We start from the raw sequence: 14,515 nt of genomic DNA, 5'->3' as shown, positions 1-14,515 counted from the left end.
CACTATAACCATCTAACTATTTTGCAAACGATTAAACTTATCGAATGTCCGAGAGATGCTATGCAGGGGCTGCATGGGTTTATTGATACTACGATAAAAGCGGCCTATATCAATACATTGCTCCGGGTAGGTTTTGATACGATTGACTTTGGAAGTTTCGTCTCCTCGAAAGCCGTTCCACAAATGCGGGATACCGCAGAAGTACTTACAAAGCTGGATTTATCGGGTGCCAAAAGTAAATTACTGGCTATTATAGCTAATCTGCGTGGTGCAGAACAGGCCACTATTTTTGAAGAAATTACCTATCTTGGATTTCCACTTTCTTTATCTGAAACCTTTCAACAGCGGAATACCAACAAATCTATTTCGCAGGCACTGGAAGAAGTCGCACTCATTCAAAACCTGTGTTTGAAGCATAGTAAACAGCTTGTTGTATATTTGTCGATGGGCTTTGGCAATCCCTATGGCGATATTTATAACCCAGTCATTGCCGGAGAACTAACAGAGAAATTAATTAACCTGGGAATCTCAATCATTGCTCCTTCTGATACCATCGGTTGTGCTACTCCAGAAACAATTGAAGCGCTATTTACTACTCTTTTACTGGCATTTCCAAAGGTAGAGTTTGGCGCACATTTGCATTCTACACCAGATACTATTTCCGAAAAACTTCAGGCGGCGTTCAATGCTGGTTGCCGCCGGTTTGATGGTGCGATCAGAGGATTTGGCGGATGCCCGATGGCGGCCGACGAACTTACCGGAAATATGGCTACCGAAAAAATGATTGACTTTTTTGAGCAACAGCACATAGATTTACATCTGGATAAAGCTATATTTGGTGAGGCATACCAGTATGCCAGTCAAGTGTTTTCTGTGTAATTCATGCTTTTGTTTCCATGCAAAAACCGCTTATTGTTGATATATTTATTCCTTGTTTTGTAGACCAGCTGGCACCCGAAACTGGGTTCAATATGGTAAAAGTGCTGGAAAAAGTAGGGTGCATTGTCAATTACAATCCCGAACAAACCTGCTGCGGCCAACCAGCTTTCAATGCAGGGTACTTTGAAGAATCGGCCGAAGTAGCCAAAAAATTCCTAAAAGATTTTCCGCATGCCGACCGGTATACCGTAAGTCCCTCTGCTTCCTGTGTAGGTATGGTAAGAAATGCCTATGAAGATCTGTTCAACAAAAATTCACCACATTTTAACGATTGCCTGCGGGTACAGAAAAACACCTACGAGTTTACTGAATTTCTCACCGATGTATTAGGCATTGAATATATTGAAGGAGCCAGACTTCCGGGAATTGCTACTTACCATGATTCCTGCAGTGCCTTACGCGAATGTCAGATTAAAGAAGGTCCCAGGCGATTGCTAGCTGGCGTAGAAGGATTGGAACTAAGGGAAATGATTGACAATGAAACCTGCTGTGGTTTTGGGGGCACGTTTGCTGTAAAATTTGAGTCTATTTCCGTGGGAATGGCCGAACAGAAAGTATTACATGCCATCGAAACCAAAGCTGATTACATCATTTCCACCGATTATTCCTGCCTGATGCACCTGAATGGCTATATTAACAAAAACAAGATGTCCATTAAAGTAATGCATATTGCCGATGTGTTGGCAAGTGGGTGGTAGTGTTATCCGGGTGCTAGATGGTATAAAGATATGACAGGAATAGATTTGATAGGAATCAACTTTAAGGAGACTAAAACAAAAGGCCGCCTGATTGAGAGCTGGGGCAATTGGATTACTGATCATACCTTTTTGATGCTTCCAATAGGAGCAACCTTTATTATTGGTGCGAAAGCAAATACTTATTGGTCCAACTCAAGTATAAACCATACAAAAGAAGTAATTTTCTTTGCTCTATTCATCCTCTCTATCCTAATAACCTTATATACTATAGTTAAAATATATTTGAATAAAAGGTTTATATCTATCAAAACCAATTTATCCAAAAAGGAAAGCAGGCAGTGCATTAACGATTTAATAGAGCAACAGGGATGGATTTCATTGAAAAACAATCAGGATTATGCTGTAGCAGGTTATCCAAAGGTATTTATAACAGGCCAAGAAATTATTATCCTCTTCAGAGAAAGAGAAGTTTTAGTGAACATACGATTAGCTGCCGGCATTAAAGGGCGTTTCCCATTTTCCTTTGGGAGAAACAAGCGTACATTAGAGAAAATAGAACAAAAGGTGAAAATACCATCTATCACCACACAAAATCGGCAACTGCACCGCCAATCGTAATAACACAGCATCTGCTGAGAATTGTGTTTGGTTAGTCATTGAGGCTACAAGCTAAGACTTTCGTTAAAATCAATTCATGGATTTTAACGAAATACTAAAGACAAATAACCACAGACTTTACTCTTTCGCCTTAATTACAATCACCGACATATCGTCTTCATTGTCATGGCCGGCTGCCCATTCTTCGCAGGTCTGGTTCAGGCATTTGATAATTTGTTCGGCAGGTAGATTGGCTGCTGCTTTAAAGCAGGATTGAATACGTTCATAGCCCAGCATTTCCCGGTCAGCGTTAAATAATTCTGGAAGTCCATCCGACAAGGCAAGCAGTGTATCGCCAGGGTTAAGGGGTATGTATGTATACTGGTAGGGAAATGGTATGGTAGACCCCAGAAACAATCCTTTTAGTGTAATTTGCTCAATCGAATTTTTAACTTTATTATATAGATACAAGGGAGGCATACCAGACGAGGCAATGGTGAGGTGGCATTCTCTGATCTTAATTACTGTTACGCCCATGTACATTCCCCGGATCTGTAGATTTTGTATACCTTCTGAAATACGTGCCAGCAACTCACTTACGGTACACTGATTGGCCAGAGTCTGGAAATAGCTCTTTACCGTAGCTACTACAATTCCTGCTTTTAATCCATGTCCGGTGGCATCGCCTAAAATTACTGTGAGGTTGCCTTCCTCATCTACTTTATAATCATAATAATCGCCTCCTACTTCCACACAGGTTTTCATATACATGGCAATATCCAGATATTTGAGTTCGGGCGGAGATTGCGGCAACATAGACAGTTGTAAAGCCCGGGCTTCTTCGAGTTCTTTAGTCTTACGCTCATTATCCTTAGCAATAATGGCTAATGCCTCTTCTGTGCGCTGCTTCTCGATAAGGAGTGCCTGCTGACTGCGGATAATTTCTTCTTCCGCTTTTTTCCGCTCGGTAATATCGCGTACCCGTACCAGAAAATAAGCCGAACCATCTACCTGAATCAGGGTAATAGCCGCATTTCCCCAGAATTCCCTACCAGTTTTGCTTACATATTCTACCTCAGAAGTCCAGTAATGATTGGCCTGAATTTCCCGGAGAATTTTTCGTATTTCAGTTTTGGTGAAAGCTTGTTTATGTAAAGAATGTGCCTGTTTCCCAATAAGCTCCTGTTTGTCTTTATAACCAAACAAATTCACTGCCTGCTGATTATAATCTTCAATACAATTAGTACGGGCATTTACCAGGAAAAGCGCATCTGCGGAACCTTCAAAAATTTCCTGTTTGAGCCTTTCACTTTTGCGGAGTTGCTCTTCATATTGTTTACGCTCAGTAATATTAAAAGCAGCACCCGTAATTCCCATGATCTCTCCCTGTGTATCATACAAAGGTTCAACCGTCAGCACAAAATAGTTTAACTTTCCACCCAGGGTTAATTGGATCTCTGCCTGCGTACCAGCGCCAGTTTCCAGTACACGCCGCTTGATGGCCATAATAGGCTCAGCTTCATGTGGAGGCAATATATCAGCATCTGTTTTTCCTACTACCCATTCATCGGAGCGGCCTGCCCTGGGATTATTGTACAGCCAGGTATACACCAGGTTTTTGTCGTGATTGAATACCAGGATGGGAGAATTTTTAATCGCAACCTGGAAACGCTCTTCGCTCTGGCGCAATTTGGCTTCATTCTCTTTCCGCTCCGTAATATCCATTCCAATCCCCACCATTCTCAATGGAGTACCTTCTTCATTATACAAGGCACTGCCCTGGCCACTTAACCAGTGTATACTTCCATCAGGCCATATTACCCGGAACTCAACCGAATAAAACGTCTTTTCTTCTAGTGCCTGGGCAATAGCTTCCTGTAATATTATAATATCCTGCGGATGAACCAGCTTCTTAAAGCCCTCAAAGTTTCCGCCATACAGGGTTGCAAACTCACCAGGTTTCAACCCATGCAGGGGTTCAAGGGCTTTTGACCAGGTAATCTTACTAGTAACCAGATCCCATTCCCAGCTTCCCATTCGGGCTGCTTCCAGCGCCAGTTGTAAGGCTTGCTGGGTTTGCATCACTTCTTCCAGCAAATCCCGTTGCGCCCTCTTTTGCAAAAACGCAGCTTCGTGTGTAGCCATTACCTCATCGATAGCCATGTTTAATTTTTCCTGCAATTTGCTTTCCGGATTTGCCATGAATAACCAGTGTTGGTTGAAAATCTGTTCTTTATAAAAGAGCTGATTAGTAAAGTTATGTAAATAATAAATGAATCAAAAGCAGGAAGCCAGGTATAAAAAACACCCCATCCCCTATCAGTCTGTACCGGTAATTCTTTCTGAATAGCTTTGGAAAAGCGAAAAGCATCGCCAGTATCCCCGACATCATTCCAAAGCCAAGCAACACCCTATATATAAAAGAGTCATCAGTCATTGAGTAGAGTAGCCAGGCATTTCCTGCAAAAACAATAAACAGGCTCCACAATACTTTCCTGCTTGATTCTTGTCCCCAGATTTCTACTGCCGACCGTTGCTGTTGCTGAATATCCTCAGCCAGTTCATACCAAGAAAATAAGAACAGATTCTGTAATACCACTAATCCAAAGGCAAAAGCAAGCAACCAGTGAATAGCCGACAGCGATTTTGCCTGGACAAAACCTACCCCCCATATGCCGGCTGTATATACAAACGCTACACACACTTCCTTATGAAACCATCGTCTGGCTTGTCCGGATTTGAGTGTATTGACCAGCCATAGGTATAGAAGCACCAAAGTCCCTAATACAGTTCCAAACACAATCAGGCGACTGGGTAGAAATAATAACGCAGCAAATGCAGTGAATAGTGTTAATATTGCTGTGAAAACCAGAAGTTCACGTTGGTGCTGCCAGTGAAAAAGGTGCCGGCCAGTTACAGGCTTTCCGGGTATATGCTGCGCATCAAACAAATGATCTACAGTGTAAATAAGCAGTACTACGGCACCCAGAATACAAATAGGCTCCCAGGGCAAAGGCCATATATCCAGCAACCGGCATACCAGAGCAGCACTGCACATGGCTCCTACAGCCACATCCAGACTCATCCATTGGGCTATCTGTAACAGATGCAGTATCCGGAAACTCTCTTTTGACAGGCGGTTAGGTGTATGCCTTGCAATTAGTGTTTTCAAGGTATGCTCTTTAATTATATCTCATATTCAGGTCTTTCAGGCAGAAAACCCACAAGCCATCCCAAAATTTTGTTTTGTCTTCCTGCCAGAGAAAGGAAATCATGCTTACTCAAACTTTCTAACTCAATTGTTTTCTTTTCCGTTCGTTGTATAGGCACATATATTCTAAAGCATAATGCATAAAAGACAGTTCACAACATTGGCTTTAAGTATGGGCCAAACATAGCAAAATTGTAGCCGTATAGTGCTAAATCCAATAAAATTCAATGGTATTTGAACTCATCCTGCTATATAAATTATCCATTGCCTATTTTCAATTATACAGCATACTTGATTACTTATTGCTATATTTAACCGCAAAAACCACCAAACCCTTGACTACGTTTTTATGTCTAAACCCATTCATAAACTATTTCTCTTAGATGCCTATGCCCTGATTTACCGGGCACATTTTGCCTTTAGCAAAGCACCCAGAATTACATCTAAAGGAATGAATACCAGTGCCATTTTCGGCTTTACCAATACCCTGCTGGAAGTGTTACAAAAAGAAAAACCAACCCATATTGGCGTAGCTTTTGATACGGCTGCGCCCACTTTCCGCCATACTACTTATACGGAGTATAAAAGCCAGCGGCAAGCACAGCCTGAAGATATTACCATTGCGGTACCTTATGTAAAAAAACTGGTAAAAGCATTCGGCATTCCGGTACTGGCCATGGATGGCTTTGAGGCGGATGATGTAATCGGAACCATTGCCAAAAGGGCAGCCAGGGAAGGTTTTGAAGTGTTTATGATGACCCCGGATAAAGATTACGGACAGTTGGTAGAAGAACATGTATACCTGTATAAACCGGCTTTTATGGGAAAAGGGGTAGAAATTTTAGGAGAAAAGGAAATATTGCAAAAATGGGGCATTAAACGGATTGACCAGGTAATAGATATGCTGGGTTTGCAGGGCGATGCCGTAGATAACATTCCTGGCATTCCAGGTGTGGGTGAAAAAACGGCACAAAAACTAATTGAGGAATTTGATACCGTAGAAAACCTGATTGCTAATGCTACACAATTAAAAGGCAAACAAAAAGATAATGTCGAACAATATGCCCAGCAGGCACTTTTATCCAAACAATTAGCCACCATTGATATTAATGTACCTGTTCCATTTGAAGCTGATGAACTCAAATGCAGGGAAGCCGATAAAGTAGTGTTATCAGAGTTACTCGATGAGCTTGAGTTCCGCACGATTAAAAAGCGTTTGTTTGGAGAAGAACCTGTTCCAGGCGCAAGTGCGGCACCAAAAGCTGCGGCTAAAAAAACCAACCAGCCGGAGTTTTCCTTTGAACTGGATTTTAATCCGGCTTTACTTACCGAAACGGCTGAACTGCCTCCTTCGGATAAGGCAAGCATTCATACAGTTTTGCATCAGTACCATGTGATCGATACGCCAGAGCTACGCAAATTATTGATCGAACACCTGAGCCGTCAGGATGAGTTTTGTTTCGATTCTGAAACCAATAGTATCGATGCAGTGGCAGCAGAACTGGTTGGGCTGGCTTTCAGCTATTATAAAAATGAAGCCTATTATGTACCCATCCCAGCTGACCAGAAAGAGGCTCAGGCGATTGTAAATGAATTTAAGCCGGTACTGGAAAATCCGGCCATTGGCAAAATAGGCCAGAATTTGAAGTATGATATTATTGTACTAAAAAATTATGGGGTACAGGTCCGGGGTAAAATCTTCGATACCATGCTTGCCCATTATCTGCTGGAGCCGGATATGCGCCATAATATGGATATTCTGGCTGAAACGTATCTCCACTACCAGACAGTTTCTATTGAATCGCTCATTGGAAAGAAGGGAAAAGACCAGATTACGATGGATAAGGTGGAAATCGAAAAAATCGCGGAGTATGCAGGTGAAGATGCGGACATTACCCTGCAATTGAAAGAAGTTTTCCTGCCTAAACTCAGAGAAAACAAGATGGAAAAGTTATTTTATGAGATAGAAAACCCGCTGGTTCCGGTACTGGCAGAAATGGAACGTACTGGCGTAAAAGTAGATACAGTAGCATTGGGCGAACTTTCCAAAATTTTGGAAGGTGACTTAAAAGGACTGGAAGATAAAATTTTTACGTTGTCCGGTACACCATTCAACATTGGTTCTCCCAAACAGCTTGGTGAGGTCTTGTTCGACCAGATGAAACTAGACCCTAAAGCCAAAAAAACCAAAACCGGCCAGTATGCCACCGGAGAAGATATTTTATCCAAACTAGAAGGCGACCATGAAATTATCCGCCATATTCTGGATTACCGCGAATTACAGAAGCTTAAATCTACCTATATAGATGCCCTGCCTATTTTGATGAGCCCCAAAGATGGCCGTATTCATACTTCTTACAATCAGGCGGTAACTGCTACCGGACGCTTGAGTTCTACCAATCCCAATTTGCAGAATATTCCCATCCGTACGGAAAGAGGCCGGGAGATCCGGAAAGCATTTGTGCCACATAATGAATCGTTTACCATTCTTTCTGCAGATTATTCCCAGATTGAATTGCGTATTATGGCTGCTTTCAGCCAGGACCAGACGATGCTGGACGCTTTTCAAAAGGGCATAGATATTCACACATCTACAGCAAGTAAGGTGTTTAAAGTAGATTTAAAAGAAGTTACCTCAGATATGCGGCGCAAGGCGAAAACCATCAATTTTGGTATTATTTACGGCATTTCGGCCTTTGGATTAGGCAGCCGCCTGAATATTCCCCGTAAAGAAGCCGGAGAAATTATTGATGCCTATTTCCAGGAATTTCCGGCTGTAAAAAAATACATGGATAGCTCTATCCAGAAAGCCCGTGATTGCGAGTATGCCGAAACCCTGCTTGGCAGAAGACGTTACCTGCGTGATATCAATTCCCGCAATATGACCGACCGCAACTTTGCCGAACGCAATGCCATCAATGCGCCCATCCAAGGCACAGCCGCTGACATGATCAAAATTGCCATGATTCGCATTCACGAATATATCGAACAGGAAAAGTTGCAGTCCAGAATGATTTTGCAGGTACACGACGAACTAGTATTTGATGCCCATAAAGATGAAGTAGAAACGTTGAAAACACAGGTAGAAGATATTATGAAACATGCCCTTCCGCTTGGTGTACCTATGGAAATTGGTATAGGAACCGGCAATAACTGGCTGGAAGCACATTAATTTGATTAAGATTTTTAGATTTGGAATAATTAGGCATCAAATAACTTTTTAGAAGCATAAAGAGCCTCTAGTAATGACAGACCTCCCAAATAGAACGGCATTTGAGGAATCGGTTAGGAAACGGCCGAAGATGTATATTGGTGATGATCATATCAGGCTTTTTGAAGGTCTGTTTATCGAATGTATTGAACTTTGCCAAATCGAAGAGATTATGTTTGAAATCAACATTATTCGTGAGAACAAATTTTCTCTTGGTTTATCATCACCGCATAATCTGAAGCCTTTTTTAGACTCACTCTTACTTGAAAATACTCAATTCAGAATTTATTTGTTAAAAGTTCTTAAAATCATTTCAGAAGAATTTGAAATTGCTACTAATCCCGCAAAAACCGAGATTCTTTTCTCATTTGACAAGAATGTGATCAATGACCTTACTATCGATTATTTCAAATTGTCAGAGAAAATGCATCAACTTGCATTGTTAAACAGAAAAGCAGAGATTTTAATAATAGACAAAAGGGGGAAGTATGTAAATCAGAACTATTATCACTTTCCACAAGGCGTCTTTTATTTATTTGATAGAGCTATAACAGAAGCTTTAGGAAATCCTGAATTTAAAATCACATTTGATGGTGAAATTGGTTCAAACAAATACCAGATCGGACTCGCTTATCGTACTGACTGGTATCCTACACCGAATGTAATCAGTTTTGCTAATGATGTACATACTATTTGTGGCGGCTCACTAGTTGAAGGTATACTTGAAGGGCTAATAAAAGCATGCAGGATTTACGTTAAGGAAAATAATCTAACAACTCTCAAGATCAGAATTAAAAAGTTTGTGAACGGATTTATTTTGGTTTGTGCTGTTCGAGGTGATAACTTTATTTATGGCGGAAACTTTAAAGAGACATTAGAAGATACCCCAGTACGAGAACAATCAAAGCAACTAATGACTAAATTAGTGCTTGACTTTTTAAAAAGTGAGAAGGAGAAAGCTGATATATTTCTCTGGAGATTCGACCCATCAAAATTGATGAGTAAAATTTTTTAATATTATAGTTTTAGGTATGTGGTAGATTTACATTTGAGGTAGTCTATAATAAAACACACCCCTAGCCCCTCTTAAGAGGGGAATAAAGGATTTCTTAGGAAGTATAATAGCTTAGCTTTATTTTCTGATGACGGCATTCAACTCTTTCTCGAAAGTGCCAATCAGTTTTTGCATGGTCCGGTCGATAATCTGGTCGGTAAGGGTAGCTTGTTCGTCTTGCAGGATAAAGCTGACTGAATACGATTTTTTGTCTTTGCCGATATTTTCGCCTTCATATACATCAAATACATTCACCGATTTTAGCAAACGGCGTTCCTGAGCAGTGGCCAGTTGCCTGATCTGTTTAAAGCTTACATTTTTGTCGATCACCAGCGATAAATCCCGGCGTACTTCAGGGAATTTAGCGATTTCCTCAGCTGCGAGGCTGGCATTGTATTGTTTCAGAAGGTATTCCCAGTCGAAATCAGCGTACCATACCGGAGACTTAATTTCCATGAATTTAGAAGCATTGGACTGTACCAGACCGAAGTTCACCAGTTCTTTTCCGTTTAGCGTAAAGGTAAGGCCATAGCTGAAAACCGGATGTTTAGTTTCGCTGCTATCAAATTTCTTTACATTCATACGGTGCAATATCTTCTGCACAGCACTGGCCAGAACATGAAAATCTACTGGTTTGGTTTTTTCCAGCCAGCTTTCTGCCTGTTTATCGCCGGCAAGAACTAAGGCAAGACGCTGTTTTTCTATGTATTTTCCTTCCTGTTTATAATAGATCGTACCAAACTCAAATAATTTCAGCTCTTTCTGGCGGCGATTCAGATTATAGGCCAGTACTTCCATCCCGGAGAACAACAGCGTTTGCCGTAAAACACCTAAATCTTCACTTAGCTTATTCAAAATCTCTATATCCTGTCCGCTGGCCACTGCATTGAATTTCTGTGTATATGCCTGTTTGGTCAGCGAATTAGTAATGATCTCATAAAACCCATTATCGGCCAGCAGCGAAGAAATTTTGGCCTGTAACTTATTTTTATCCGTAACCGGGAATTCAGCCAGAAAAGAAGAGTATTGGTAAGGTGGCAATTCTATATTATCATAGCCGTATATGCGCAGGATTTCTTCAATCACATCGGCTTCCCGGAGCACATCTACCCGGTAAGCAGGCACAATAGCTGTAAATCCGGTTTCATCTTCATTTTGTATTTGTATATCCAGATTTGCTAATATGGTTTGAATAGCCGGCCGCTCTATGGATTTTCCGATCAATCGGTCAATGTGTTTGTATAGCATGGGTATCTCCCTTTCTCCTACCGGCTGCGGATAAATGTCTACTATATCAGAAGTAATTTCGCCGCCAGCTACTTCCTGAATGAGTAAAGCCGCCCGTTTGAGTGCATACACGGTATTATTGGGATCTGTTCCCCGTTCAAACCGGAAAGAAGCATCTGTTTTTAATCCATGATACTGGCTGGTTCTGCGGATATAGGCTGGCGAAAAACAGGCGCTTTCCAGAAAGATGGCTTTGGTTTCACTGGTAACACCAGATGTAATCCCACCAAATACACCGGCAATACACATTCCTTCTTCTGCATTACAAATCATCAGGTCGAATGATTGCAATTTTCTGGTTTGTTTATCTAAAGTCACGAAAGGCGTATCCTGTGGAAGTGTTTTCACCAGCACCTGATTACCCGTAATGTGAGCCGCATCAAATGCATGCAAAGGCTGACCCAGTTCGTGCAATACAAAGTTGGTTACATCTACCACATTATTAATGGGCGAAAGCCCGATGGATTGCAGGCGCTTTTTGAGCCACTCCGGCGATTCTTTCACCATAATCCCTGAAATCGTAAGTCCGGAATACCTGGGACAACCCGCCGGTTCTTCCACCCTTACATCAAACGGTTTACCTGCGGTAGCAATTCTAAAATTCTCTACCGGAGGCAACTGATAGGGACGATTTAAAAGCGCTTTCAGATCACGAATAACCCCAATGTGTGAGGCAGCATCGGCCCGGTTAGGCGTTAAACCGATTTCAAAAATATAATCAGGTTCTAAATTAAAATATATGGAAGCAGGTGTACCATTCGGCAGATCAGTGTCGGCTACAATGATACCAGCATGAGAAGTACCCACACCAATTTCGTCTTCGGCACAAATCATTCCTTCAGAAACTTCACCCCGGATCTTGGCTTTTTTGATTTTGAAAGGCTCGCTACCAGTCGGATATAAGGTAGCACCAACCGTGGCTACAATTACTTTTTGTCCGGCAGCTACATTGGAGGCCCCACATACAATTGGTACAATGGTATTATTGCCAATGTCAACGGTAGTAATGCTGAGTTTATCAGCATCCGGATGCCGGGCACAGGTAAGTACTTCTCCAATCACAATACCTTCCATACCACCAGGAACAGATTCTATTTTTTCCAGATGTTCCACTTCCAGTCCGGAGCGGGTAAGCAAGGCAGAAATTTGTTCAGGAGATTCAGGTAATGAAATATATTGTTTTAGCCAGTTCAGGGATATTTTCATATTGTATAGTTAATTATAGAAACGCTGGCTTTATGTAAAAGAATTGCCAATTTTTTTAGAGTATTAAGTTGACTTCCTTACAATAGCCAATTTGTTTGCGGCAAATTTCGCAATTGTTAGGATTATTTGTGTATGTATCCTGCTTTTTCTTTGGTTTTTAACTAGATCAGGAAGTTGCATTCCGCCCATGAAATCATTTGTAAATCTCCGCTACTTACCCCAAATTTGATGTCAAACAAATGAACTGCTATGAATGAAGTATTTACAGCGAGCCGGTTTAAAGATATGGTGGCTCCCGATGAAGTGATGTTCAGCGAAAAAGGCGTAACGCTAAAGGTAAATAAAATGATTGGCGGTACGGAAAATTTCGTTTTTTATGGCGATATCTCCGGTGTGGAAATCGAAAGCGGATTGCTGTTTGCCACCATTCACATTATTCCCAGAGCCAGACCAGAAATTATTATTGAAGGCTTTACCAAAGCCGATGCCAAAAAGATCAAGCAATTGATTCTGGAAAGGGTATAGTGATTAATGGTTAAAGTTGATCGTTATTGGTAGATTGGTATCAGTTAACGGTTTATTTTTCCTAATAATTTGCAAAAAGCTTTTTGTCTTGTTTATAGAAAACAGGCTTATTGCATTTACTTATAAATCTGAAGAAGAACCTGTTTGAGTAAGCGCATACAGTCTTATTCTGCAAATTTTGCAGTGAATTTACCTATTGCAGTTCCTGGCTATGCTTGTAAAAAGTAGAATGACTGGATTCCCAATCAACAAAGGAATCATCCTCAAAAGCCAGTGTATAATGCCTTTGAGGATGAATGTTTGTTACCACTCTCTTTGTTCAAGCTCCATTTTTAAGCCAAGCCCTAATCTTTCCAGATAGCTGTTGGTCATTTCCATATTCTGGTGGCGGAGATGGATTTGCAGCGTTTTAATATCAATACCTGCTTTATAGGCATTGGCAAAACCAGTGTGCCGCCAGGAATATAATGAGATATCCTTTTGCTTAATTCCACAAGCTTGTAACATGAGCCGGTGCATTTCACTCACATGCGTGGGATAGATTTTAGTGGGGCCAGGCAACAGATTTTTAGAAAATACATAATCTTCTGCATCATATTTATCCAGACGCATAGGAGCCATTTCTGCCAGTAAAATTTTAGGTATCGCTACAAACTCTTCTTTTTTGTTTTTGCTTACAGAAGCAGGCACAATAATCTGCCGGTTTTTCAGGTCAATATCTTTAATTTTTAATTGAACCAGCTCACTGGGACGCAGAAATGTAAAGTACAGAAAACGGGTAAATTTGAACAAAGGGCGGTCGTTTTCCTGTAGATACTTTTCAATAGTGAGCCGCTGGTGAAAATTAAGCGGAACGTTTTTGCTGGCTTCTTCCTGCAAAGCTTCTACCTGATGGCATGGGTTTTTCGCGACAATTTCCTGTTTCACCAGTGTATTAAAAGCGGTAGTGAGCCGTTGCAGGTAATTATTATAGGTAGTATTTCCTATTTTCTTTTCTACCTGCAACCAGTTGAGAAAGTGGCCAATATGCAGATCAGTAACCTGGCTAATTTCCACATTCTCATACCCGGACTTGTCAATCCAGGCATTAAAAATGTTCAGAAAACTACGGTAGGTTTGGGTGGTACGGCGGCGATCGCTATTCAACTTCGTAGAAATGGCCAGCTCTATGGCTTGAGGAAATGTATACTGCGGCTGAGCGGCAGGTTTGGGTTTTACCGCCAGAGGTTTAAAATCATACCCGGAAGTAGCCATTTCATGCAATTCCTTTATCGTTGCTTTGGCCCATCCTTCTCTGGCTTCGGCAGTTTTCAGGGTAGCCGGTACAAATACCTGCTTGCGTTGGGCATTATTCTGCTCCTCGGAACGTGTATAAAATTCTACATACCAACGCTTGTTGAGATCTCCTTTGCGGTTCACCAAACGGGCAATTTCGTGCGGTCGTTCTTCTAATTCTTTTTCTCTGTTCATAGGTTGTCTGTTAATACTTAATTAAAAATCGTACAGGTCACAAAAAAACCCCTTTAATTTTAGATTAAAGAGGCGGAAGTAGCGAAGGTGACAATTTTCATGTTTTCACCCCAAAATAAGTTCAAGAAATGGCCTTTTTGTAGAATCAAATCTTCACTATCAATAATTACTTAAACAGCATTCAAACAAATACCCAATATATTGCAGACTGATACATCAGAATATACTACCTCTTTACAAACCGTATAGTATTTTCTTACTGCAAATTACTACGTTAGAAAAGTAAATGCAATAAAAAATTGCAATTAAATTTTCTA

The 14,515-nt window shown here is 41.0% G+C and carries 10 protein-coding genes; 6 read left to right on the top strand and 4 right to left on the bottom strand.

The window, feature by feature from the left end:
- The first annotated feature begins 30 nt into the window (after positions 1-30).
- From GXP67_RS25865 to GXP67_RS25855, 3 genes are read left to right on the top strand one after another with little or no spacing between them, the layout of a single operon-like run.
- Positions 31-879 (top strand): hydroxymethylglutaryl-CoA lyase, encoded by an 849-nt coding sequence (locus GXP67_RS25865; protein WP_197901770.1) that lies wholly within the window; start codon positions 31-33, stop codon positions 877-879.
- Positions 880-896: 17 nt separating this feature from the next.
- The gene (locus GXP67_RS25860) at positions 897-1,637 is read left to right on the top strand and encodes a (Fe-S)-binding protein (protein WP_162445802.1); all 741 of its coding nucleotides are present in this window, start codon (positions 897-899) and stop codon (positions 1,635-1,637) included.
- A 30-nt stretch (positions 1,638-1,667) separates the two neighbouring features.
- Positions 1,668-2,255, top strand: coding sequence for a hypothetical protein (locus GXP67_RS25855; protein ID WP_162445801.1), 588 nt, complete (start codon positions 1,668-1,670; stop codon positions 2,253-2,255).
- Between the two features lie 117 nt (positions 2,256-2,372).
- Here the strand turns inward: GXP67_RS25855 and GXP67_RS25850 are convergent, their stop codons facing one another.
- Together GXP67_RS25850 and GXP67_RS25845 are read right to left on the bottom strand one after the other, a co-directional pair.
- Positions 2,373-4,436, bottom strand: coding sequence for a PAS domain S-box protein (locus tag GXP67_RS25850; protein WP_162445800.1), 2,064 nt, complete (start codon positions 4,434-4,436; stop codon positions 2,373-2,375).
- Positions 4,437-4,491: 55 nt separating this feature from the next.
- Positions 4,492-5,406 carry a hypothetical protein gene (locus GXP67_RS25845; RefSeq protein ID WP_162445799.1) on the bottom strand — a complete coding sequence of 305 codons (915 nt, stop codon included), beginning with the start codon at positions 5,404-5,406 and terminating at the stop codon, positions 4,492-4,494.
- A gap of 388 nt (positions 5,407-5,794) precedes the next feature.
- Between GXP67_RS25845 and polA the strand changes: the two genes are divergently transcribed.
- The gene (gene polA / locus GXP67_RS25840) at positions 5,795-8,617 is read left to right on the top strand and encodes a DNA polymerase I (protein ID WP_162445798.1); all 2,823 of its coding nucleotides are present in this window, start codon (positions 5,795-5,797) and stop codon (positions 8,615-8,617) included.
- Positions 8,618-8,690: 73 nt separating this feature from the next.
- Positions 8,691-9,671 (top strand): DNA topoisomerase subunit B, encoded by a 981-nt coding sequence (locus GXP67_RS25835; protein WP_162445797.1) that lies wholly within the window; start codon positions 8,691-8,693, stop codon positions 9,669-9,671.
- Positions 9,672-9,788: 117 nt separating this feature from the next.
- Here GXP67_RS25835 and pheT read toward each other — a convergent pair whose 3' ends face one another.
- Positions 9,789-12,203: a phenylalanine--tRNA ligase subunit beta gene (pheT, locus tag GXP67_RS25830; protein ID WP_162445796.1), complete on the bottom strand. Its 2,415-nt coding sequence runs from the start codon at positions 12,201-12,203 to the stop codon at positions 9,789-9,791.
- Positions 12,204-12,452: 249 nt separating this feature from the next.
- On the opposite strand from pheT, the gene GXP67_RS25825 reads away from it, so the two are divergent.
- Entirely contained in the window at positions 12,453-12,728 is a 276-nt protein-coding gene (locus GXP67_RS25825) for a hypothetical protein (protein ID WP_162445795.1), read from the top strand.
- Between the two features lie 303 nt (positions 12,729-13,031).
- On the opposite strand, the gene GXP67_RS25820 is transcribed toward GXP67_RS25825, so the two are convergent.
- A complete protein-coding gene (locus tag GXP67_RS25820) occupies positions 13,032-14,198 on the bottom strand; it encodes a tyrosine-type recombinase/integrase (RefSeq protein ID WP_162445794.1) in 1,167 nt (388 codons plus the stop codon).
- Positions 14,199-14,515: the final 317 nt, after the last annotated feature.

This window comes from Rhodocytophaga rosea (genome assembly GCF_010119975.1).
GTDB lineage: Bacteria > Bacteroidota > Bacteroidia > Cytophagales > 172606-1 > Rhodocytophaga > Rhodocytophaga rosea.
Note: the sequence above shows the minus strand (reverse complement) of the source record. Positions and strands in the feature narration are given on the sequence as shown.

Excerpts from the sequence above, each read along its gene's own strand:
- pheT (WP_162445796.1), bottom strand. The coding sequence starts at position 12,203 with ATGAAAATATCCCTGAACTGGCTAAAACAATATATTTCATTACCTGAA.
- polA (WP_162445798.1), top strand. The coding sequence starts at position 5,795 with ATGTCTAAACCCATTCATAAACTATTTCTCTTAGATGCCTATGCCCTG.
- GXP67_RS25825 (WP_162445795.1), top strand. The coding sequence starts at position 12,453 with ATGAATGAAGTATTTACAGCGAGCCGGTTTAAAGATATGGTGGCTCCC.
- GXP67_RS25835 (WP_162445797.1), top strand. The coding sequence starts at position 8,691 with ATGACAGACCTCCCAAATAGAACGGCATTTGAGGAATCGGTTAGGAAA.
- GXP67_RS25820 (WP_162445794.1), bottom strand. The coding sequence starts at position 14,198 with ATGAACAGAGAAAAAGAATTAGAAGAACGACCGCACGAAATTGCCCGT.
- GXP67_RS25850 (WP_162445800.1), bottom strand. The coding sequence starts at position 4,436 with ATGGCAAATCCGGAAAGCAAATTGCAGGAAAAATTAAACATGGCTATC.
- GXP67_RS25855 (WP_162445801.1), top strand. The coding sequence starts at position 1,668 with ATGACAGGAATAGATTTGATAGGAATCAACTTTAAGGAGACTAAAACA.
- GXP67_RS25860 (WP_162445802.1), top strand. The coding sequence starts at position 897 with ATGCAAAAACCGCTTATTGTTGATATATTTATTCCTTGTTTTGTAGAC.